26 protein-coding genes are annotated in these 22,815 nt (G+C 44.3%); 17 read left to right on the plus strand and 9 right to left on the minus strand.

The window, feature by feature from the left end; translation table 11 throughout:
* Position 1 precedes the first annotated feature (1 nt).
* Positions 2–2,200: a radical SAM protein gene (locus tag LZG94_RS14020; protein WP_233792496.1), complete on the minus strand. Its 2,199-nt coding sequence runs from the start codon at positions 2,198–2,200 to the stop codon at positions 2–4.
* 101 nt (positions 2,201–2,301) lie between these two features.
* Here LZG94_RS14020 and LZG94_RS14025 point away from each other — a divergent pair, with 101 nt between their 5' ends.
* Positions 2,302–3,075, plus strand: a complete 774-nt coding sequence (locus LZG94_RS14025) for a Fic family protein (protein ID WP_233792497.1) — start codon at positions 2,302–2,304, stop codon at positions 3,073–3,075.
* A 93-nt stretch (positions 3,076–3,168) separates the two neighbouring features.
* Positions 3,169–4,551 (plus strand): metallophosphoesterase family protein, encoded by a 1,383-nt coding sequence (locus LZG94_RS14030; protein WP_233792498.1) that lies wholly within the window; start codon positions 3,169–3,171, stop codon positions 4,549–4,551.
* 24 nt (positions 4,552–4,575) lie between these two features.
* On the opposite strand, the gene LZG94_RS14035 is transcribed toward LZG94_RS14030, so the two are convergent.
* Positions 4,576–5,340 carry a ThuA domain-containing protein gene (locus LZG94_RS14035; RefSeq protein ID WP_233792499.1) on the minus strand — a complete coding sequence of 255 codons (765 nt, stop codon included), beginning with the start codon at positions 5,338–5,340 and terminating at the stop codon, positions 4,576–4,578.
* Between the two features lie 24 nt (positions 5,341–5,364).
* Positions 5,365–7,236, minus strand: coding sequence for a CocE/NonD family hydrolase (locus tag LZG94_RS14040; protein ID WP_409013310.1), 1,872 nt, complete (start codon positions 7,234–7,236; stop codon positions 5,365–5,367).
* Between the two features lie 228 nt (positions 7,237–7,464).
* Here LZG94_RS14040 and LZG94_RS14045 point away from each other — a divergent pair, with 228 nt between their 5' ends.
* The 3 genes from LZG94_RS14045 (at position 7,465) to LZG94_RS14055 (ending at position 9,391) form a co-directional block, all read left to right on the plus strand.
* Positions 7,465–8,592 (plus strand): MBL fold metallo-hydrolase, encoded by a 1,128-nt coding sequence (locus LZG94_RS14045; RefSeq protein ID WP_233792501.1) that lies wholly within the window; start codon positions 7,465–7,467, stop codon positions 8,590–8,592.
* Positions 8,593–8,768: 176 nt separating this feature from the next.
* Positions 8,769–8,948, plus strand: a complete 180-nt coding sequence (locus LZG94_RS14050; protein WP_233792502.1) for a type II toxin-antitoxin system HicA family toxin — start codon at positions 8,769–8,771, stop codon at positions 8,946–8,948.
* Between the two features lie 32 nt (positions 8,949–8,980).
* Positions 8,981–9,391, plus strand: coding sequence for a hypothetical protein (locus tag LZG94_RS14055; RefSeq protein ID WP_233792503.1), 411 nt, complete (start codon positions 8,981–8,983; stop codon positions 9,389–9,391).
* Between the two features lie 186 nt (positions 9,392–9,577).
* Here the strand turns inward: LZG94_RS14055 and LZG94_RS14060 are convergent, their stop codons facing one another.
* The 3 genes from LZG94_RS14060 to LZG94_RS14070 are packed head-to-tail and all read right to left on the minus strand — an operon-like array spanning position 9,578 to position 10,676.
* Complete coding sequence (locus LZG94_RS14060; protein ID WP_233792504.1) at positions 9,578–9,985, minus strand: hypothetical protein; 408 nt, start codon at positions 9,983–9,985, stop codon at positions 9,578–9,580.
* Positions 9,986–9,993: 8 nt separating this feature from the next.
* Positions 9,994–10,179 carry a type II toxin-antitoxin system HicA family toxin gene (locus LZG94_RS14065; protein WP_233792505.1) on the minus strand — a complete coding sequence of 62 codons (186 nt, stop codon included), beginning with the start codon at positions 10,177–10,179 and terminating at the stop codon, positions 9,994–9,996.
* Between the two features lie 59 nt (positions 10,180–10,238).
* Positions 10,239–10,676: a helix-turn-helix domain-containing protein gene (locus LZG94_RS14070; RefSeq protein WP_233792506.1), complete on the minus strand. Its 438-nt coding sequence runs from the start codon at positions 10,674–10,676 to the stop codon at positions 10,239–10,241.
* A gap of 16 nt (positions 10,677–10,692) precedes the next feature.
* On the opposite strand from LZG94_RS14070, the gene LZG94_RS14075 reads away from it, so the two are divergent.
* Positions 10,693–10,959: a hypothetical protein gene (locus tag LZG94_RS14075; RefSeq protein WP_233792507.1), complete on the plus strand. Its 267-nt coding sequence runs from the start codon at positions 10,693–10,695 to the stop codon at positions 10,957–10,959.
* A gap of 75 nt (positions 10,960–11,034) precedes the next feature.
* Here LZG94_RS14075 and LZG94_RS14080 read toward each other — a convergent pair whose 3' ends face one another.
* The 3 genes from LZG94_RS14080 to LZG94_RS14090 all read right to left on the minus strand — a co-directional run bounded on the left by LZG94_RS14080 (position 11,035) and on the right by LZG94_RS14090 (position 15,213).
* Positions 11,035–13,746 (minus strand): T9SS type A sorting domain-containing protein, encoded by a 2,712-nt coding sequence (locus LZG94_RS14080; RefSeq protein WP_233792508.1) that lies wholly within the window; start codon positions 13,744–13,746, stop codon positions 11,035–11,037.
* A 570-nt stretch (positions 13,747–14,316) separates the two neighbouring features.
* The gene (locus tag LZG94_RS14085) at positions 14,317–14,742 is read right to left on the minus strand and encodes a helix-turn-helix domain-containing protein (protein ID WP_233792509.1); all 426 of its coding nucleotides are present in this window, start codon (positions 14,740–14,742) and stop codon (positions 14,317–14,319) included.
* A gap of 3 nt (positions 14,743–14,745) precedes the next feature.
* Positions 14,746–15,213, minus strand: coding sequence for a hypothetical protein (locus LZG94_RS14090; protein WP_233792510.1), 468 nt, complete (start codon positions 15,211–15,213; stop codon positions 14,746–14,748).
* 180 nt (positions 15,214–15,393) lie between these two features.
* Between LZG94_RS14090 and LZG94_RS14095 the strand changes: the two genes are divergently transcribed.
* From LZG94_RS14095 to LZG94_RS14145, 11 genes are all read left to right on the plus strand, one after another.
* On the plus strand, positions 15,394–15,648 hold the full coding sequence (locus tag LZG94_RS14095; RefSeq protein ID WP_233792511.1) for a hypothetical protein: 255 nt from the start codon (positions 15,394–15,396) through the stop codon (positions 15,646–15,648).
* A gap of 136 nt (positions 15,649–15,784) precedes the next feature.
* Positions 15,785–16,105 carry a hypothetical protein gene (locus LZG94_RS14100; RefSeq protein ID WP_233792512.1) on the plus strand — a complete coding sequence of 107 codons (321 nt, stop codon included), beginning with the start codon at positions 15,785–15,787 and terminating at the stop codon, positions 16,103–16,105.
* Positions 16,106–16,547: 442 nt separating this feature from the next.
* Positions 16,548–17,249 (plus strand): hypothetical protein, encoded by a 702-nt coding sequence (locus LZG94_RS14105; RefSeq protein WP_233792513.1) that lies wholly within the window; start codon positions 16,548–16,550, stop codon positions 17,247–17,249.
* Positions 17,250–17,272: 23 nt separating this feature from the next.
* Complete coding sequence (locus LZG94_RS14110; RefSeq protein ID WP_233792514.1) at positions 17,273–17,992, plus strand: hypothetical protein; 720 nt, start codon at positions 17,273–17,275, stop codon at positions 17,990–17,992.
* Positions 17,993–18,012: 20 nt separating this feature from the next.
* Positions 18,013–18,435, plus strand: a complete 423-nt coding sequence (locus LZG94_RS14115) for a hypothetical protein (protein ID WP_233792515.1) — start codon at positions 18,013–18,015, stop codon at positions 18,433–18,435.
* Between the two features lie 150 nt (positions 18,436–18,585).
* Complete coding sequence (gene dnaN, locus LZG94_RS14120) at positions 18,586–19,731, plus strand: DNA polymerase III subunit beta (protein ID WP_233792516.1); 1,146 nt, start codon at positions 18,586–18,588, stop codon at positions 19,729–19,731.
* A 289-nt stretch (positions 19,732–20,020) separates the two neighbouring features.
* Positions 20,021–20,365, plus strand: coding sequence for a hypothetical protein (locus tag LZG94_RS14125; RefSeq protein ID WP_233792517.1), 345 nt, complete (start codon positions 20,021–20,023; stop codon positions 20,363–20,365).
* Complete coding sequence (locus LZG94_RS14130; RefSeq protein ID WP_233792518.1) at positions 20,362–20,817, plus strand: hypothetical protein; 456 nt, start codon at positions 20,362–20,364, stop codon at positions 20,815–20,817. The genes LZG94_RS14125 and LZG94_RS14130 overlap by 4 nt, the downstream gene beginning before the upstream one ends.
* Positions 20,818–20,952: 135 nt before the next feature.
* Positions 20,953–21,720 (plus strand): hypothetical protein, encoded by a 768-nt coding sequence (locus tag LZG94_RS14135; RefSeq protein ID WP_233792519.1) that lies wholly within the window; start codon positions 20,953–20,955, stop codon positions 21,718–21,720.
* A 300-nt stretch (positions 21,721–22,020) separates the two neighbouring features.
* Positions 22,021–22,539, plus strand: a complete 519-nt coding sequence (locus LZG94_RS14140) for a hypothetical protein (RefSeq protein WP_233792520.1) — start codon at positions 22,021–22,023, stop codon at positions 22,537–22,539.
* 30 nt (positions 22,540–22,569) lie between these two features.
* Positions 22,570–22,812, plus strand: coding sequence for a hypothetical protein (locus LZG94_RS14145; protein ID WP_233792521.1), 243 nt, complete (start codon positions 22,570–22,572; stop codon positions 22,810–22,812).
* Positions 22,813–22,815: the final 3 nt, after the last annotated feature.

Genomic DNA, 22,815 nt, shown 5'->3' on the forward strand with positions numbered 1-22,815 from the left:
GTTACAGTATTAATAGTCCGCCCGTACGGAGATCCGTCCAGGTTTTTGTTTGGGCAAATATTTCAAAACTCCCTAGTCCGGCGAGCTCAAATTCTTTCATGAACTTATCGAAAGACAACGGTTCTGGATTAGATACTAACAGCTTTGGAAATACACCAACCAGCCACTCTCCGATCGCCACATCCGCTTCGATAGCCCACTCTTTCTTCTTGTTATAAAATACAAGCTCCGCTACCTCAAAGATACTTTTCCCTCTTTTCTCTTCAAAAACAGCCATTTCAGGAAGGCTACCCAGCCAAACTGCAACCGCATTCGCGCGACTGATCACGTCGGGCAGCTCGCTGATACTTCTTTCAATATAATTGGGCGGAATGGAGGTCACCGGCACTTTGAAATCGAACCACCGCGAATGCGGGAAATCTAGACAAACTCCGTGCATATAGTTGAACAAAGATTTTCGCAAACCTTCCGAAAAACGCTCGTGCTCGGCGCCTAGCGGATCATCGTGTTCCAGATCGTTGTTGGCGAACCGGCCGGTATCTGGCCCTAATCTCATTACGTCAAATTCCTCCGGATGTAAACCCACCGGACTGTGGGCGGTCATCGCAAACCGGTGCCAAAAGCCTGATTGGACAATGCCAGCCTGAAAAAGCTGCCGCACCATTTCCAGCGAATCAATCGTTTCCTGGGCGGTTTGCGTGGGGAAACCATACATCAGATACGCGTGCACCATAATGCCCGCTTTTGTGAATGCATCCGCTACCCGCGCAACCTGCGCAACAGTCACCCCTTTTTTCATCTTTTCCAGCAGCCGGTCAGAAGCTACTTCAAGTCCGCCGGAAATAGCAATACAGCCCGAAGCTTTTAGCAGCAAGCAGAGATCGTGCGTGAAATTCTTTTCAAAACGGATATTGGTCCACCACACTACCGTCAGTTTTCGACGGATAATTTCCAATGCCAAATCACGCAGTAATGCGGGCGGCGCGGCTTCGTCCACAAAATGAAAACCGTTCTGGTTAGTATGCGCAATGATTTCTTCGATTCGATCGCAAAGCAAACCGGCGGTCATCGGCTCGTAGCGACGGATATAGTCGAGCGAAATGTCGCAAAAAGTGCATTTGCCCCAATAGCATCCGTGCGCGAGCGTCAGCTTGTTCCAGCGGCCGTCGCTCCAAAGCCGGTGCATCGGGTTAACAATCTCAATCACAGACAAATAATCATTGAGTGGCAGGTCGCTGTAATCCGGCGTACCGGTATCTCTCTGCGCAATATCCCGCTCCCGCGCACCATTATGATAGACTACCTCGCCATTTATACGAGAGTACACGCGCTTCATTTGTGCCGCCTCCCGATTTCCGTCTAGGTGATCGAGCAAAGACAATAACGGCGCCTCACCGTCGTCGAGACAGATAAAATCGATATAATTAAAAACCCTCGGCTCTTTCAGCGAACGCAATTCAGTATTTGGAAAACCACCTCCCATTACTACTTTGATAGCGGGATAATGCTTTTTTAAATACTGCCCGCACTTAAATCCACCGTACAAATTTCCCGGAAAAGGGACTGAAATGCAGACGATATCGGGTTGATATTGCTGTAATTTTCCCTCCAAAACCTCTTTCAATGTGTGAGACAAAAGCGTATCCGGCATTTCTAGCGCCTGCTCCATTTCGTCGAAACTGGTAGCCGACCTGCCCAAACGCTCGGCGTAGCGACTAAAACCGAAATGCGGATCGATCGCTTCCTGGATCAGATCACCCAGATCTTCGAGATAGAGCGTAGCCAAATGCCGCGCCTTATCGTGGATCCCCATTGTTCCAAAAGCCCAGTCCATATCTTCCAGCTGCTGAAACCGGCTGGCTTCGGGTAGGTAGCTGCGGTCGCAAATGCTGTGCGCGAGGGTTGGATTTTTATTTTTGAGAAACCGGATTACTGGGTCGATTGTGCTGATATATTCGTCGCGGAGGGCATAAATCCGAAAGCTATTTTCTGTCAGCTCTGCATCCGAATCTTCGAGTTGCGCAAAAAGTTTGGCTAAACCTTTGGCAGAAAACAATTCCAGGATCACATCAATGCCCAGATCCGCCTGATACGATTTCCGCCCCAGCGTATTCAAAAACCCCTTCAAATAAGCCGTAGCCGGATAAGGTGTATTGAGCTGTGTAAAAGGCGGGGTGATGAAGAGTGTTTTCTGTTGCAAAACGAGGATTATCTTTTAATACAAAGTTACGGTAACCATTGGAAAGAACAGGAAATCCCTATTATTGTTCCTTTTTTAGATAGTAAAGTCAAACTGGTACCATGGAAATCCTGCGGGAAACGTTTTTCGAAAATTACCTCAGCCAGATCAATTTTGATTTGAAAGCTGCATTTGACGAAATTCAGAAAGCCGCGCTGTCTCCAAACAGCTTTACTTTTTATACCTCCGTAGCAGTCATTTCGTCTTCCAAAATTGAGGGAGAACCGATGGAAGTTGACAGCTACATCAAACACAAGATTCAGCACATTGAATATCTGCCGGAACTTACGGAAAAGCCGAATGATCTGTTTAGAGCCTATTTATTTGCGCATGAAAACAAACTGACGTCCGAGAATTTCCTGAAAGCGCATACAATCATTTCCCAACATTTGCTACCGGAAAAGTGGCGCGGGGTTTACCGGCGGAATGAAATGCTGGTACTGGAACACAATACGGGTAATATCCAGTTTGAAGCTGCTCCTGTTCAAATTGTTGATTCTGAAATGCGAAAACTATGGATTGATATTGAGCAACTGATAAAAATGGATCTGTCTATTAAAGAAGCATTTTACTATGCATCCTGCATTCACCTCCAATTCGTTTGCATTCATCCATTTAACGACGCCAATGGAAGAGCGGGACGATTATTGGAAAAATGGTTTTTGGCTGAAAAATTGGGAGATACTGCCTGGTTCGTGCAGTCTGAGAAACACTATTATCAGCACGTAGCGCAGTATTACAAAAATCTGAACCGACTAGGCATCTTTTACGATCAACTGGACTTTGAAAAAGCGCTCCCGTTTCTTTTAATGCTTCCCGGCTCGCTTACTATTTGACAGACTTTAATGTGATGTATTTGTAAAATCGAAATTACGACTAGCCTTATCGCTTGCGAAACCGGTATAATTGTAGTGAAACTATCGATTCTTATGCATCTATTCCGCCTTTTGACTAGCCTATATCTCGTTCTTCTTTCATTATCAGCGACTTTTGCGCAAAACAAAACATACCTCCCAACCGCATTCCCCGACCGCGTTATTCTAGGTTTTAAAGGAAATCCTGCGACTTCGCAGGCAGTCAACTGGCGGACTGATACTACGATCAAAGAAGCGGTTGCGGCTATTCACGAAGCCGATCCGTCGCCTGATTTTACCAACAAGGCAAAAATGGTCAAAGCTAATATGCAAAAAGCTGTTTTTGACGAACATACCGCGCTGTACCACGAAGTCGACTTCACTGATCTAAAACCTGCTACGCAATATGTATACCGGGTTGGGGATGGAAAAAATTGGAGTGAATGGTTTCATTTTACGACAGCTTCCGACAAAGAGGCACCTATTTCTTTTCTGTACTTCGGAGATGCGCAAAATGATGTGAGAAGCTTGTGGTCTCGGGCAGTTCGCGGGGCTTATTCGACATTGCCGAAAGCGAATTTTATGATCCACGCGGGCGACCTGATCAATAGGTCCAACAACGATTATGAATGGGGCGAATGGTTTGAAGCGGGCGGCTGGATCAATGGAATGGTGCCGAATCTGGCTGTGCCCGGTAATCACGAATATTACCGCGACGGTTTGAAAGAGAAGGTATCAAAACATTGGCGCCCGCAATTTGCATTGCCCGAAAATGGCCCGGAAGGGTTGCAGGAAACAACTTATCACATTGATTATCAAGGAACTCGATTTATTTTCCTGAACTCAGAAGAAGCTACAATCGGCAAAAAACAACTGAACGAACAAGCTGAATGGTTTGAAAATACGGTTAATGAAAACCCGAACCGCTGGACCGTAGTTGTACATCACCACCCGATTTATTCTACTAAAAAAGGTCGGGACAACGATGAGTGGCGGGAGAAAATGGAGCCGCTGTATAAAAAATACAAGGTAGATATTGTGTTACAAGGCCACGATCATACTTACGGCCGTGGCATTAATATGCCGGTCGGACAAAGTCGCAAAAAGCCCGACGGTCCCATTTATGTCGTTTCGGTGAGTGGTCCCAAAATGTACGATATTGGTTTGCAGGACTGGATGGACAGGGCGGCTTCCAATACACAGCTCTACCAGGTAATTCATATTGAAAAGGACAAGCTTTCATTTAAAGCTTACACCGTCAGCGGAGATTTGTACGACGCTTTTGACCTAAAAAAAGACCAGAAAGGCACCAATACCCTCGTCGAACTTTCGAATACCCTACAAATGCAGGAGCGCCTGAACTTACCGGAACGTTATGAAAAAAGCTTCAAAGAGGCCGATCTGAAAGAATATAACCAGCGTTACCAGGATTACAAAAAGCGCAAAGGAATCAATTAATATAATAGGGAATTTTGTACAAAATTACCGCTTGGCAGCCCAGAAGATTGCATTCCGGAAAAGCGTTTTATAAGCTTCATTTTCAAACAGAATCGGCGAGTGTCCCATGAAAATGTATACATTCCGCGCTTTCATGCTCGGATTCGACCAAACTACCGGGTGATCGCCCATTTTGATCTTTGAATCGGGCGAATAAGTAGATTCATCCACGCTCGCGAGCACCTCCACATTTGGTCTCGGACTTTTGTCGTAAGTGTACCATTCCTCTTTTTCAACCAAAAACGAAGCAGGAACTCCTTGCATGACCGGATGTTTGGGCTGCTCAATTTTCACTGTCGCAGCCGCAAAATCGGCGATGTAATTTTTGTAGCGAATACCGCCCATAAAATCCGAGAACCACGGCCAGATTTTATATCCGTCAAATTCCCCCAACAAGGTGGCGTGATGAAAACCGATCCAGCCCCCTTTTCCCTCTTTAATGTAGTGTTCGAACGCAGCTACCGCCTCGGGCTTCCAACCGTACGGAACGTAGTCTAGCTGTATAATGAGCTGATATTGATTGAGATAAACAGCATTGATTGGGTCAGTATGATCAATATAGTCCACCGTAAAATTACTTTTTGCGGCGAGCGAATCCAGCCAGATCTTCGCCCTTTTGGAATAAGCAATATGATGCCCGCCAGGCTCGGCCATCGCCAGCACCTTAAATTTCGAAGTTTGCGCCTCGGCTAAAAATGCAATCGATAGCAATATCAGGCTGACCAATATTTCCCGGCAAAGCTTTCTCATAAATCCAGCATTCAAAATGACTTGTTAACGCATTACCGGCAGGATAATGTGGCTGCTATTCGCTGCATCGTGGTGAATTGTGATTTTCGATTTTTGGAAATCAGCTTCATTTGCCTCAAAAATGTTGATGAATTTTTGTGGATTGCGATCTACCAGTGGGAACCAGCTACTCTGGATCTGCACCATTACGCGGTGGCCTTTCTTAAATGTATGTGCAACTTCGTTGAGCTTTACTGTTACTTTTTCCACTTTATCTTTGGTGAAAGGCTCCGGTTTTGAAAAACTGTTTCTGAACTTTCCTCTCAAAACCTCAGCCCGCACCATTTGTTGATACCCGCCCATTTGCAACGCCCGCTCGCCTTCCTTGGCCGCAGGAACAGTGGAGTTTGCTGGCCAGACGTCGATTACCTTGACAATGAAATCCGCATCCGAGCCCGTCATAGAAACCATCAGATTCGCCACTATCTCGCCGGTTAATGTCAGATCTTCGGCCAAAGAATCGGTTTGAAAACTTAGCACGTCCGGTCGGCGGGACGCAAAACGCTGATCCTCCGCCATATATTCATTGTTCCTGCGACCGCTGATCACATTGGTATACGGAACCGGTTTCGTAGGATCGCTTTCATATTCAGTCGCACTCTTTGCCGCAGCCGGCTTTGCAGGTGATAATTTCCCTTTTGTATCCAGATAATAGGCAGTTGCCTGGCTGTTTTTCGGAGGCCAGACGTCATAGTTTTTCCACTTATTAGTCCCGGTTTCAAAGACGGTAACCTCCGCCTGGTCAAAACTGCCTTTTCCTTTCAGATAAAAATTGAAAAATTTTGTCTCGATCTCGTCCTGATAATACTTATTCACGTCGCCGCCAAACTGGTATTGCGCAAATCCTTTCCATTCCGGCGCCGCCCAGCCCCCGTGCGTCCACGGGCCCATTACCAGCCTGTTATTATTGCCGGGAGACTGTTTTTCGATCGCCGCGTAGGTTTTCAGTGCACCGTACAGATCCTCCGCATCAAACCACCCTCCTACTACCAAAACGGCCGGTTTTATGTTTTTCAAATGGTTTTTGATATTCCTGGATTGCCAGAATTCGTCGTAAACCGGGTGTGCAGTTGTTTGCCGCCAGATACTATTCGGGTCCGCGAAATAAGGTGCTGTATTGGATTTTTTCAGGGGGCCAAAATCGAGGAAATACTGATATGCGTCGCTGTAACTTGCCTGGAAATGACTTTGGTAGTTCTGCCCGTCAGCACTTTTTGGCCCATCGAACCCGCTGTAAAAACCGAAGTTATCCATCAGGAAAAATGCGCCATTATGGTAGCAATCGTCGCCAATAAATTCGTCTGACATAGGCGCTTGCGGCGAAACTGCCACGAGAGCAGGATGTGCGTCGGGCAATGCAGCGGACGAATAATAGCCCGGAAATGAAATACCCGACTGGCCGACCTTCCCATTATTTTTGGTGTGTTTCAAAAGCCACTCGATCGTATCATGAGTATCGCTCGACTCGTCCACATCCTTTTTGCTCTTTTTATTTGGGATCGCCGGCGTCATTTCCCGGAAAGTACCTTCACTCTTATACCTCCCCCGCGCATCCTGATAAACGAAAATGTATTTTTCCCGCATCAGATTCGCGTTCGGCCCCAAACTCCGCCGGTAACTATTTTCACCGTACGGTCTGATCGAGTAGGGTGTGCGCTGCATTAAAATCGGGTAGGTCTGAGACGAATCTATTGGCGTATATATTGCCGTGAAAAGCTTCACACCGTCGCGCATTGTAATATATTGCTCTGTCTTTTTATAGTTGCTTCGCACAAAGCCAGTGTCTTGCACAGCAACATTTTGAGCGAAAGAAATGACTGAAATAAGCAGACAGAAGCAGAACACAAATATTTTCATCATTGATCAAATCTAGAATAGCGTTTCTGATCAAAAATAAGGAAGAAATAAATTGTATCCGACTTGTATTAGAATGCAAATTTGGAAGCGGTGATTATTATTTTGATAGCTCATCTGGATTGTAATCTAGTAAATGGCCTAGATTTGCCACTTATCCCCAATCAGTTAGCGCAGGTAGCTTTTTGTCTATTTTGCGGTACAAAATCAGAGTACTGGTTTTCCAAACAAATGAAACGACTTAAAAAAATATTCATGATATTTCTGGTAATACTGGCCTTACTGGTCGGTGGTGTTTTAGTATTTATGCAGCAACCTCAATTTGGAAGAAAACCGACCGGCGCGCGGCTCGAAAGGATCAAACAATCACCGAATTATCACGATGGTGAATTTCAAAATCAAAGCAATACCCCGGCCCTGACCGAAGGTTCTAGTTATTTGAAAGTGCTCACTAAATTCTTCTTTGGGAAGAGCAAATTCAATATTCCGGGAGCACTTATTCCTTCACAAAAGACCGATTTGCTCAAACTTGATCCAAAGGAAAACGTGCTGGTTTGGTTTGGCCACTCATCGTATTTTATGCAGATCGACGGCAAAACATTCTTGGTAGATCCGGTACTGAGCGGCAGCGCCTCCCCTATCAGCTTCACGACACCGAGTTTCAAAGGAACCGACGTGTATACAGTTGCGGACTTTCCCGCGATCGACTACCTGCTCATTTCCCACGATCATTACGATCACCTCGATTACAAAACGATTTTAGAATTAAAACCAAAAGTGAAGCAGGTTATCACCGGCTTGGGAACCGGTGAGCATTTCGAATACTGGGGCTACGAGCCGTCGAAAGTGATTGAAAAAGACTGGAACGAAACGGTTGACTTAGGAGCCGGATTTCAGGTACATATTACACCCGGCCGTCACTTCTCGGGCAGGGAATTTGCAAGAAATAAAGCACTTTGGGTTTCGATGGTTTTGCAAACGCCGAATAAAAAGATATTCATCGGCGGCGATTCGGGTTACGATCAGCACTTCAAAAAGATCGGCGAGAAGTTCGGCGAATTTGATCTGGTATTGCTGGAATGCGGCCAGTATAATGAAGCCTGGAAATACATTCACATGATGCCGGAAGAAATGGTAACCGCCGCAAAAGAGCTTCACGCTAAGAAACTAATGCCCGTTCATTGGGCTAAGTTCTCCCTCGCCCTCCACGACTGGAACGAGCCGATCCAAAGAGCTTCCATTGAAGCTAAAAAGCAGAATATGCCACTCGCAACCCCGCTGATCGGCCAGAAAGTCGATTTGGATGGCGAGCAGGTTTGGGAGGAATGGTGGAAGGAAAAGGCTTTGCAGCCGGAGTAGGATATACCTTGAAAATTTAGGCAAGTACAACTTCCCGTAACTTCTCACCGAGATTGTGGATAGCGTCTTCTATTTTCTTTGCCTGGGCAGCTGACAAAAAACAATATCACACTATTGCAATAAAGTAACATAATTGTTACTTTTGGATCTATACACATCACTATACAAAAGGAAGAATGACTTCCAGAGAAGTGCTTAAATTGTTAAAACACGATGGCTGGGTAAAAAAATGCCAAAGCGGAAGTCACCTTCAAATGATCCATCCATTTAAAGCAGGAAAGGTTACTGTTCCAATGCATAGCGGAGATTTAAAACCGGGAACTCTACATTCTATTTTAAAACAAGCCGGACTTTGACAAGATCACTTCGCACTAACAAGGAAAGACGCATGAACATGAATTTAAAGAAAAATAGCACCAAGCCCACTGTTAAATTAATAGTAGAAGGAGGAGAAGGCACTTTGTGGGGGCGCGTTGAATATGAAGATAACCTAATTGTTGAAGAAGCTAATTCGATTGAAGAGCTTGAAGGAAGTATGCAACAGCTACTATTGGATTTTCATGCGCTGGATCCGACTACATATGAATTCAAGATCGAATATGACCTGACAGCTTTTTTCGAACAATTCAACTTTTTGAAGGTTACGAAGATTGCTGAGTTGTCGGGATTGAACGGAAGTTTAGTAAGGCAATATGCAAATGGCCAAAAGCAAGCTTCTGCCAAGCAAGCCGAAAAAATAGAAAGTGCTATCAGGAAAGTTGCTCAGCAACTAGCAGAAGTTCACATCTACGCCCGTTAGTCTAATTTATCTCTTACCCAAGTCCTCAGCCAGTTTTTCCAACTCCCTGATCCCATCCTCTTGCCTCAAAGCTTTGCGCTGCAACTCAATAAATTCCGTCTTTGCTGATTGTAATATGGTTGGATAGTTCTTTTGTTGATGAGAATGAAAAGGCTTTGCAGCCTGAGTAGGATATACCTTGAAAATTTAGGCAAGAACCACTTCCCGCAACTTTTCGCCAAGTTCGTGAATAGCGTCTTCTATCTTCTTCGCCTGGACTGCTGATGGATATTTTGTTCCAGCAACATAGTGCCTTACAAGTGACGGATTTATACCAGCCCGCTTGGCTATTGCTCCAACCTTTACATCATCGAAGATTTCGAAAAAGGCGCTCAGATCATACACATAATCAAATTCAATATCTTCAATACCAATAGAGCGCCACTGATCATGCGCTTTTCCATCCTCAATAATGAAATCTTCCAGCAGCTCTTTCAGGTTATCAGTAACCTCGTCCAGCGTTTTTCCGCTTGTAACAGGAAGATAATCCGGAACATTTTCTATGCGCCCCCAAAGCTCATTGTCTCCCTTCTCTATTATAATTGATAGTTTCATAACGGTTCTTATTTTAAGCCCGACATTTTCAGGATCTTGTTGAGTGTCCCAATAGGAATATCTTTACTCCCATGGCATGCAACTGGAATCGTCGCAGGAATTTCCGGATGTTTGAAAATCTTGTGACTTCCTTTGCATCTGACTTCCTGCCAACCGTTTTCTTCCAGCAATTTGATTAGCTGCTTAGCATTCATAAAATATAGTGTGTGAGTAAAAAACAAAGGTCGCAAATTTGCGACCTTTTTCCAAATATCTATTTCTTCTCAGCTACAATCCGCTCTAATTCCCTAATCCTATCCTCCTGCCTCAAAGCTTTGCGCTGCAATTCGATAAATTCGTCTTTGCTAATTGTAATGTGATTGTCAGATACTGAACTTTCAGAATTCTGCATTTGGCCGCCCTTCATCATAGTGCCAGTTCCGGCAACTAACCATTCCAAATTCAAATCAGGATACTCGAATAATATTTTCTCCAACACTTCAACGCCTATCGACTTTCTATTTCGTATAGGCTTGGCAATCGCACCTTTGGAAACACCTATTTTAGATTCAAAAGCTGTTATTGAAATCTTAAAATGGTCAATCAGCTCTTTTAATCGTTCAGAAAACATATCGAATAAAATTTTCTCCAAATAGATTTGTTGAGTAAAATTTTCTTCCGATATTTGCTCAACAAAACCTGTATAACGCAAATTACACATTATGCACATGGAAACAAGTTCAGTTCAGCGCGCGGGCGGTTCGATTAAGCAACGGTTACTTTTGAGGTTTGCAGCGGCCAAAAAAATCGTGGGGAACAACTGGCGCGACAAGCTTGCAAAGCACGATCCGTTTTTTAATACCCGCGACGGTGAGGCATATATGCGGTCTGTCGGGCAAGCATATTCCGATCCAAAACGCGGGCACGTCGATCGCATTGAAACAGTGACACTGGCTTTGGAGAAAATTGCAGGAATTGACGGAGCTGAGATTTAAATTGTTTTGCTATCAGACAAACAAAAAAGAGCCGCCCATTGCTGAGCGGCTCTTTCAATATCTAAATCTTGAAGATTAATCCATCTTGGTAAAACGCAAGCTCGAAAGCTCACCCGCATGTTGGATTTTCATAAAGTAGCTTCCGTTTACCAAACGTTTCACGTTAACACGATGCACGTTTTTACCTTCTGAAATCTTGATCGGCGATGAACCTACTGCAACACCGGCTGCATTGTAGATCAAAACCTCCGTGTTGCCCGCTGAACGCGAAGAGAACTGGATATCAACATAATCCTGTGCAGGGTTTGGTGCTACCACAGTACCCAGGATAATACCCGGATTCACAGAGATGATTTTGCTTTTGGTGAATGTACCGTCCGCATCAATTTGCTTCAACTGGTAATAATTAATCCCAAGCAATGGACTTTCATCCACAAACTTATACCAGCCTGTGCGCTGATCCGTAAGGGATACTGTTCCAAGCACTTCCTCATTTTTCAATTTATCATCGTAACGAAGTACTTCAAATTCTTTTCCATCCTGCTCCGCTACCACTTCCCACGAAAGCTCTACACCTTTTTCAACAACATCACCTTTGAAATTTGAAATGTAGATCGGAAGTGGCACACCAACGCTGAAACGCTCAGCACTAGTAGTTGATTTGCACAAGCCACCTTGAATCTGCATGGTATAAACACCATTCGGCAATTTGCTATATTCAGCTACCGGGTGATTATTTTGAGGAGCTAGTCGATTTTGACGAACTGCCCTATTCTGGTCGTTCATGATTTTCCAGTCGATCGCGTAAACGTCTTCCCCGTCAAAAAGGAATTCCACTTTGGAATCACTGGTACTGATCAATGACTGGATAGTCGGGCCCTTTGTACAAGATGTCCGCGTATCTGTGGCCGAAACACTGAAACTCCGGGTTGCAACAGCTGGTGCCTTACAATCCAAAGCCTTCATTTCAAAAGTATAGGTTCCGTTTTTCAGATAATTAAATGTCAACGGAGCAGAATTACCACCCAACTTTCCTGTCTCGCCGGTAGCTACTGCATAAGAGCCTTGTAAAATTCGCCATGAGAAAGTCCGCAGGTTATCGCCACCAAAGTTTACAGTAAGGCTTTGCGGTGTAATGCTGCTAAGTGAGGAGACCGAAGGTCCATTCTGGCAGTCAGGAATAGTCACAACCGGTTCGTTGATCGTGAAGTCTCTTCTGGAAATGGACGATTTGCAGCTGTTACCCTCGATTTCAAGCGAATAATTTCCTGGGTTGAGCGAGTTGAAATTAATGTTAGCAGCTTTGCTGCCGTTCAGATCGCCGGTAGTGCCTGAACGCAATTCGGTATCACCTGTTTCAATCCTCCATTTCACAGTACTAATTCCGTTGCCGGTAAATGCGAAACGTAATGCAGTTTGCGTGATATTTGATATACCAGACAATGCCGGCCCTGAGTCACAATTTGGATCTGTTACAACAGGCTCATTGATTCTAAAATCTCTTCTGGAAATGGAAGACTTACAGCTATTACCCTCAATTTCAAGTGAATAATTTCCTGGGTTAAGAGAATTAAAGTTAAGATTAGCAGCTTTGCCTCCGCCCAGATCTCCGGTAGTACCAGAACGCAATTCTGTATCGCCCGTCTCAATTCTCCATTTTACGGTACTAATTCCATTACCGGTAAATGCAAAACGTAATCCGGTCTGGCTGATCTCTGAAATATCGGATAAAGCAGGTCCCGAGTCGCAGTCCGGAGTAACAGGCCCACCAATCGTGAAATCGCGGCGAGAAATGCCGGAAGAGCAGCTTTCGCCTTCAACTTCCAGCGAATAATTGCCCGGGCTAAGTGAATTGAAATTGATATTAACTGTTTTCCCTCCGTTCAAATCGCCGGTAGTACCTGAGCGCACTTCCGTATCTCCTGATTCGATGCGCCATTTTACCCGACCGATATTGTTGCCTGTAAATGTAAAGCGTAATGCAGTTTGTGAGATATTGGTGATCCCTGAAACCGTCGGCCCCGAATCGCAAGTATTATCAGAAACGATTGTACCGGTTTTGGAATTGCCAGGCCAGTAACAGCTATTCAACATTTGCAAAGTGAATTTACCATCCCATTTTGGATCCATATAGCTGCCATGCCTCTTTTCAATGGTCTCCGGCATCAGGCTATAATTATAATTCGTTGTACGCTCATCGTTAATGCCTTGTTTGATCATCACGTACAATTTTCCGTCCACGTACTTGGTGTATTGAAAAGTCGATGCGCCGTTATCAACAAAAACGCCGAGCAAATCTCCATTGTCCATCACATGTCCGTTACATGTGATTTTATCCCCCGAACGTCCCAAAAGATTAACCGCCGCGGTGCTTGGATCGGGCATGTTAAGACAACCCTTAATAATAGGTTCATTCGTGGAATTATGCGGAAACCTAGTGCCTTGTAGATTGTAAATAATATCAACATTATTGGCTATTGTACCGTCCCAGTTCAGGTAAACCCGATTTTCAACTACATGGGTATAAACTGGCCGGCCGTCATTTGTTCGTCCCAAGAATTCTCCGTGTGTCCACTTCACTCCGCCACACATTACCGCAGCTGCATTAGTCGCTGCCACTCTTTTCGTGGAGTCCGTTGCAATTGTAAATGGCTCGTTGGCCGCTGCGTAAGGATTCCTGATTACATTTTCGGTGCCCAAAGGCGAAACTCTACTTTCATCATTCGAAGCCGCCACAACCGGACTGACGAGCCCCGCTGCGAATACAAGTTTTAGTAGAAAATTCATAGATAGTAAAAATTAGTGAGCATTAAAATGTGCATTGGTTTATGGTTATTCGTCAATTTATTCTATCACGTGAATCAAATATACTACAAACCTATATAAATATTTCTTTCATGGATAGAATAAAATTGTCCTGTAAACGTTTTTACACGTTTGAGACAAGCCAAGTTTGGAAATAGGAAAAAACCAGGGAATGCGGCAGCAAATCCTTATTTATTGGTATTGTACACTTTTTAAAAGGTAAATATAGTCTGAAAAAGAGCTTTTTTTGAAGAGATTTTGAAGCCTAACTTGCCCGACCGAGTTGGTAGCGGGAGCTTATTTTGCACTTGATTTAAAGCAAGTTATCTAATTTTATTATCGAAATTATTTGACAGCTTTAAAGGAACGCGAAGCGACTTTGGAGAGAATACAAACAAAAAAACCGCCCTGAGACAGGACGGTTTTTGTAATGATTGAAAGTGCCTTTTTGCACGGTTTGTGACCCATAGGGGAACAAAGGACAATCATATAATGCATTAATTTACAGCCATTTGGAAACTCTGGATTTCCATCTGTGAGTGAAACTGTTAGTTAAGCTCTCTTTTCAACAAATAAAGAATTCAAAACCAGACAGGGCAAATTTTCACTCAGATCAAGCTTTCCCAACAGATCCATCAGCTTTTCGATCTGCCGATCTTTGGTCTCCAACTGATTCATCACTCGCTTAAATTGCTCTTCCAACTTTTGCAAATAGTCTTGGAGATAGGAATCATTGACAACTTTAGAGGTCGAGCTTTCCTTTGACATATCTCCTTCTCCCGTGACAAGCCAAGCAGGACTTATCTGTGGATACTTTTCTAAAATGGCCTCTAACACATCAAAGCTTGGTTTGCTCCGACCTTCCACCATAAAATTTACGGCTGAGGAACTCTTATTAATAGATTTGGCAAATGCATTGTTCGACATGTTTAGTGTCTTAATAACACTTGCGATTCGCTCACTCACATTATTTTCCATTTCCTAATTAGTGTTTGTTTTTATAAGAATGTAATCAATTTGATCATTTGCATTGAATGCCGATATTTCCTTAAATCCCGGAATATTGCTCCATCTCATCACATTACTGTTTTTAAAGGAAGGATCCGTTTCTTTCAAGCCGATCGCTCCTAATATTATCGATTGCTCGAAGGGATACTTAACCTTATTGACAGTGATTCTATCTGCTTTACCTTTTATGTAGATCACTTCAACCACACCATTTTTATAAAAAGCAACTGGACAGGATTTGCAGCCAGATTCCTTATCTGTCCAAGGCTTTTGATCGTCACTTGCCCCCAACAAGTTATCAACCTCATTTTTGCTTTTGTTGGCAACACTGTCAACAGCTATCACCTTCCCGTAGTCGGAATCACCCTTACTACTATCATTACAAGAAGTGAAAACGAAAACTGCCGAGATCATAACAACAACTAACAAATTATTTTTCATACATATCATTTTGCTTTTCAAGTAATTACAATTTAAATCGGCAACATATAAAATAATTTCATCCGTATTTGTTGCAAGTGTATTCTGTTTTGTGTTAATATTGTTATACAAATCACACACAATAGTAAAAACAATTTGACTTTTTATCAAAAAAACATCCACAAATCAGACATAAACGGTATGAACGGCGGAAATCCAGTACAGCCAAATTCACTTAAAAAGCTTTATAACCTTCAACGGATGTCTGTAAGATCAGCTATTCGTGAAGAGTTAGAAGATAGAGGTCAAACATATCAAAGACTGGCTCATTGGATGAAGGTTGATGATGCTGAATTAATCCGCATACCACTGATTTTAAAGGAGATAGTATGCAAATACATTCCTGCTGCCGAGCCATTGTTTAAGCTGCCAGAAATTAACCAGCCCGTTCTATGAAACCTAAAACCGCCCTGCTTATCGTGTTAACAATCGTTATCACAGGTGAAGCCATCTCGGATTTCATCGCCACAAACCACAGCTTTTTCACTGGACTGATAATCGCTGCATTTTCCCTCCTGCTGATCCGTACTATATGGTTAAGCTCCAAAAGCAGACGGCAAGGGGGGCCATTCTTATGAAACCCGGGGAATGGCAATTTGATTGGCTTCACATTAATGAATCCATATCAATCTACTACCGGTTTCGCCAGGAGCAAACCTCAGACGGTATGGAAAGGCCATACATTGAGACACTGGCCTACATGCAAAAAATCACAAACACACTAGTTTCACCGTGTGCAGAATACAGGGCGCTGTTACATGATGCCGAGCAGATAGTGGAAATGGATGCGGAGCGCAGCATCTATCCCATGCAGATCATGGGACATATACAAAAGCATTTCTCTGATTCATAATGGATGCGGCCGACAAATTCGCCGACAGGGTAATTACTGTCCTTGAAAAGGACACCCGCAGGTGGCAATATTGGGATGCCCTAATGGAGAAGGTGCGCCCAATGACTGACGCAGAAGTCATTTTCAGCATAGGATGGACAAAAAGCAAGATCGAAAGTGAGCGTGGAATAGCGCTGCTAGACTTGCTGTCCGAATAAGCCTTTTTACTCCTCAAAATCTTCGAAAAACGAAGCAGCGGAGTAAGGACATATATAGTAAACCGTTACCCACAAAAACACACTGTTTGGGCTGGGCGAACTATGTGCAAAAAAGGCGAAAATGTTTCAATAGAGATTTCAATTGAGGTATCTATTGAGTTTCAATTGAACGATTAAGCTATTGAGCTATTGAAAGCTTTTCATTAGTTATTATCCGATTAAAACAATTTTTCAAAATTTCAAAAATGCCTCCCATTCAACCAAAACGCACCAAAGGCCGGGCGCTTCCACCCGATCCAAACCGCAGCCTTTTCAAGTTCAAGCTTACCTGGTTGCCAGAGCCAAATGGCTATCAGAAAAAGACCGAGACTTGGTACAGCTACGACTACGGGATTGAAAGGGAAACATTCCCAGAGGGCTTGGATAAGAACCTGCGGGCACAATGGAAACAGCTGCTGGCGCTTTGCTGGAAACACGAGGAGCTTTACGAATTCGTAAAATGGCTTAGACCCCACAACAAGGATGATGACCTGCTGCTGTATATGCCCAACTGGCCGGAGATCAACGAAGCCCTTCAAATGGTGGAATCAAAATACGGATGGGGATTATTTGAAGCTTATACCCATACCTGCGGATTTAATGATTTCAGCTTCCTCTCAGTAGAAAGATCGCATCCAAGGCAAGCAGGCAACAGCCCCGGCAGGGTCGATTTCAGGCAGTTCTACGGCTTTAAATACGTTCACCGCAATGATTTCATAGTAACCAATCTGGCAATGGGTAAGCTGGTAAAAGTCGACATCTACGACAACCTGATGTACCACTCCGAAAACCACTTACACACGCTGTTTGGCCGCATCCAAACCGTCGCCGAACCTGAAACAATGCCTATACGGGGAGGCATGCCGCAATCCATCGGCTCAATGATCCCGAATTTCAGAAAAGAATAATCAATCCAAAACGCAAAAAAACCATGTCAAGACACGAAGAATCAATCGGACGCATGCCAAATCCAAGCCAGTTCTACCTGGAATGGGACAGTAGACAAAACTCATTCTGCTACTACGCATCGGATTCAAAGGAGGTCAAACCATTTCCCCTACCGTTCCGTTTCCTTGCCCTGAAATTTATGAATACGATCGTCGGATTTGACGAAGACCGCCAGCAAGGCATTTATGCGAACGAGGTTCAGGATACCAGAAAGGAGCATTTTCGGGTAAACTATCGGGACGGAAGTCACTTAGCAACCGGGCTTTACGCGGATATCAAGGATGAAGTAAACCGATACGGAGGGAAGTTTGCGAAGTCCATTTATGCTATGACTGAGAAGGGAATGCTGATCAATATAAAGCTCAAAGGTGGCCAGATGGTCAATTTTGGAGCGATAGAGAAGTATGGCAATCGGTGGCAGGATGAATGGATCGAAGTGAAGAATTTCGAGGAAAAAATTTACGGTGAAAACAAGCAATACACGGTGCCCGTTTTCAACTTCGGTGGCACACTCCTACCAACAGAGAACGTAAAAGCTGACAAGGCTTACGAAATGGTCAAGGCATATTTCCAAAGCAAGCCGGTCAACCTTGGCAGCCCGCCGCGAACCGCGCCAGCACCCGCCAGACAAGCAGCAATCCCTGCAACAGCACCCGCGGCATTCCTTACCAACGGAGGAGACGACGACGATCTGCCATTTTAAACACTTTAAGCATTCGCGCAATGGAAACCATCACCATCACACTTGAAACCACCGTGGCCTATCCCGGCAAATGGCGCTTGAAAGATGAAGAGCGCCTGATCACTTTCACAATCCCTACCCACAGTGAGCTGCTGCCGCACCTGGGCAACAAACCGCCCAAATCAATCAGCTGCTACTACCGCAACCTGAAATTCAAGTACGGCACGCTCACCAGGGGAACGCCCATCAGGCTGACAGCTGAGATTGAATACGGCAAACGTGGCGGCGCTGCGTTGCACATCAAGCAGCTGGAAGTGATTGGACCCGTTGCGCAGAGCTTGACAACGGTCAGCAGTAAGATGCTCGACAAATGGGCAAAACAATTCGACAAAGAAAATGGCACAGATACAAGGAAAACTCCACGACGCACTGGCGCTAAACAGGGTACTCTCTCACTTTTTTAAAGGTCAACTGGCTTGGGAGATCCCTACTGAAATCCATGCAATGGAAAAAATACTCAGAGAGCAGCAATCACATTTGATTTCAGCGATTGAGGAAGCCAAAACAAGCCCTGATCCAGACCAATTATCCATTCAACTTTAACAATCTCACCAATGAAAAAAGTTACTGACGTGCACACCGAAGTGCTCACCATTGAATTGAATTCCAGAACCTTATTGCGAGAACTACTATCTGTGGGCAGAACTATGAGCACAAATCTGATAGTTGGAGCACTTGAAAATGTTTTTGTTAGCCTTACCACTGGCAAGATCCATTTCACAGGTGATAATTTGAAGGAGTCCATCACTAGCACGGTGGAATATAACATCATTGGAGAAACCGGCACTTTTCTTCTCCCTCACAAGAAAACGGTCGAGCTGCTCAAAACCCTTCCAGATGTCCCGGTTTCCATTATCCACACACGAATCGAGAAGGTATGCTCTGTACAAATCAACGTCGACGGAAAGAAATTTAAGCTTTCAACTGAACCTTGGGAGGAATTTCCAAAGCGCAAAGCTTTCTCCGGAAGCCAGTTGACCATGCCGGTGAAACAGCTGAAAGAGGCTATAACAAGATGCCTTGCAACAGTTTCCGTGGATACGCTGCGCCCCGCAATGATGGGCATCCATATTCAGACTGAAAAAGGAGATTTTGTCAGCACAGACGGGCACAGCCTCACTTTGTACAGCACAGGCTTTCAGATGGACGCAAAGCCATTCACCATTACAGCTTCCTTTGCCAAGCTGATACTTGAAAGCTTATCGGAGGATCAGGAAAATATTACGCTCGAAGTCTCTGATAAAAACGTGCAGATCAGCAACGAACATCTCACCATTATAAGCCAGCTTATTGATGAAAGGTTTGTCGCTTACGAGGGTGTGTTGCCGAAAAACCAGCCACTTAAAGGGGTAATCGATATAGCGCAATGGTCAACTGCGCTCCGCAGGGCAGCGATATTTGCAAATGCCACAACACTTGCGACCAAGCATACATTTTCAAACGGCCGGCTGACTATCAAAAGTGAGGATCTGGACTACGGTAATGATTCCGTTCAGGAGATTTCTTACGAAGGGGATTTTGAAATCCTCATTGGTTTCAATGGGCGGCTGCTCAATAATATTCTCTCGAAGCTGGATAGCAACACCGCACGGATTGAATTAAGTGAACCAAACAGGGCTATGCTCATCTACCCCGACAATACACTTGCACAGGAGTTGATCATTCTGATGATGCCTGTGATGCTTGAAACCTACCTATAAAAAAGGCCGGTTGCAGCTTGGACCCTGCAACCGGCTAATAATAAAACCTAAAACGCGCAGCAAAGATGAGCAAAAAAACAAAGCTCCCAAAATGGCATTTTTCAGCCGAATCCGTATTCCTGTCAGTCAGTGAGAATGTTTTCACCAAACGGCGCCTGAACAGACTCTGTCGGATGGCAATGGCCGAGAAAGAACGGCATAGCAAAAACGACCGCGTCCACTATTTCCTGCGGGTGCAAATCTCACCTATTACCAAAGATCAGTTCCAAACCCAAATCAGCACTTCAAAATGCTATTCCCTGTCAAATTAAAGCTCGCCCACTACGAGGCAGAAGCGATGCGCCAGTATATGTTCCGGCTCCTACAATTAGCCGCCGACCCGAGGGCAAAAAACGAGGTGATCATTATAGCCGAATACTTCCAACGTTTCGACACGCTCGTCAGGGGTAAGGTTTTCAAGCTCGGAAAAAGCCGCGTCGGTATTTACACAATCCCGCTTTCAGTTGCTAGGATACTTTGGTTCCGCTGGCAGCAAGAGGACAACGGCGATGCGATCCAGTCGATTTTAGGAAAGGTCGATTACGAGCTGAACGCACAAAATAGAGTTCCAATTTTCCCAAAAACACTGATATGAAATACCAAAAAAGGATCACCACCATTGAGGGAGCAATAAAAGAGCTTACAGAGATACAAGATCTCTTTTCCCACGGCTTCAACATGCAGTTATTACAATCAAGGATGGATGAAATATTTGATTTCTACTTCGTCCAAATAAAAGCTTGCATGCTATTGGCGCTCGAAAAGAACCCGGCATCACAGATAACCTACTGCACAGCGATTAATAGTGTCCGGTACTTCGAGGTACACATCCATGTCGACAGTAGCGGGGCAACCATATTCATTGGAAAGGAGATGCTTGGAGTTCCGACGCAGGCAAAAGACTTTCAGGACAGAGAGGCAAATAAAACCTACTACTGGAGTCAGACTTCGGCTGATCGGTTAATCGAAGCATTCACGCTCCTACAACTCTATTTTAATCATTTGAACAACGAAAACCTATACAAACAAAATGGCACTATTAGCTAAATTTCTCGGAACCTGGCTGATCGCAGCCTGCCTGATCAGCCTTGTAGTATCTGCACTTATTGCAGCAACAATTGCAGTGCTGTACTACATAGCCAATTCAATAATCTCTTTCTCCCGCATCTTGCTTGCCAACAAATGAACACCACCTACTTCGGCGGTAAGTCCGGATCAGGCACTTACCAAACTATTATCAATCAAATCCCGCCGCACAGGGTTTACATCGAGCTGTTCGGCGGGATGGCCGGGATTTTCCGACATAAAAGAGAAGCTCGGTATACCCTTATTCTAGAAAAAGACAGAACACCGTTCGAAATGTACTCAGGCGGCTTTTTTAGACTGGAAGAGATTTCGGATTTAAAGGAGGCTTTTAGAGCATTGGAATTCGAAAGCCGATCAGGGAAACACTGCTATCACGGTTGCGCTTTTGATTTCCTGGAAGACGGACGTGCACGTCTTGCTGACCAACAGGACACATTCATTTACGTTGACCCGCCCTACCCGATCCATACCCGAAGCTCTGGCACCAGATACAAATACGAGCTATCCGATGACGAGCATCTTGACTTGCTTCGGACACTTCACTCCTATCCGAGTGCCAAAATCGCAATCAGTACTTATCCAAACGATATCTACTATGAATACTTTCTCGGCAGGGACAATTGGAGGTTCATTGAATTCGAAAGCCAGACACGGGGTGGCAAAGCCATCGAGCAGCTGTGGATGAATTATCCCGAGCCAACCGAGCTTCACGATTACCAGTACCTGGGCGATGACTACCGGGAAAGGGAACGAATCACAAGAAAGCTCAACCGCTGGCAAAACAAATTTGCAGATCTGGCACCGCTGGAACAGAAAGCGATGATCCAGCGGCTCACCTCCAAACTGTCGACCATCGCTATTTAGTGCGGTGCTGGCCATGGCTTAGAATAATTATTCATTGCGTTTGCTTTGTTGCAGCAAGCCAATTCGATATTTTTGGTATCAATAATTAGGTACCTTAAATATCATCAACAATGAAAAATTTTGACATCCAGCAACTGCTCCTTTCAGGGGCACTTGATTATTTAAATCAAATTCCGTCTAAGGAAGGCAGTTATTATGGGCCCAGCTACCTATCTGCAATCGACGGTGCGGCTTATGTAGTTAGATTTAAGTACACTGATAAGTGGGAGATTGACACCTGCGTTAAATGGATGAGGTGAGATGGCACACTGGGAATCGAATGAGAGGGGATATTTAAGGATTACCGATGTAGTCTATTTGAAGGCGGACACACTTGTTGAGTGCGCGACATTTCCTGCCCGACTCTTGTCTGGGGAGAATCCATACTCAAAGCGTATGATTTTGCGCCAGGTAACAATTGGGGAGGAACACCGAAAAAGCGAAAAGGTTGACTTTATAAAAAAACATATCAGTGCTGTCATAGAAGGAGGGTTTGAGTTTTTTAAAGTTCCGCTCGACAAAGGCATAATGAAGCGTTTCATTGATCATCAGATACCAACGATTGAAGAGGAGATCTTCGTAGTGCCTACCGGACTATATATCATTACTGACATCATACCGCTGCGTAGGGGACAACAGAACGTTTTGAAAACCTACAAACCTGGCGAGGGAGAGACCGAACACATCCTGCACTTTTATCAGGGGATATACCATCCAACCAATATTGCAGAAGTTCAAGTGATTAAAAATCCCCAGGAGTTCAGGAAAGGGATTCAATAATTGATACTTTAGGTATAAACTTTTTACATTATGCTTTTCTTGCCAGATGAATTTGAACTCGAATATGGTGATATGCTCTTGAAGATCAAGATCCATACCATGGTCGATCGGAAGGTTTTTGAAATAGCATTTCCGGATGGTCGCAAAAATTTGATGATCAGCAGATCTAAGGTGTTTGACGGTAAGAAAGTTTGGATGTCAATACCGGAAGGGAGGCAGCAAGAGGCAATTCCAATCGGAGCGAAAATAGTTGAGTACTTCAAAAATCAATAGACT

The sequence above is a fragment of the Dyadobacter sp. CY343 genome (assembly GCF_021390335.1).
Classification (GTDB): domain Bacteria; phylum Bacteroidota; class Bacteroidia; order Cytophagales; family Spirosomataceae; genus Dyadobacter.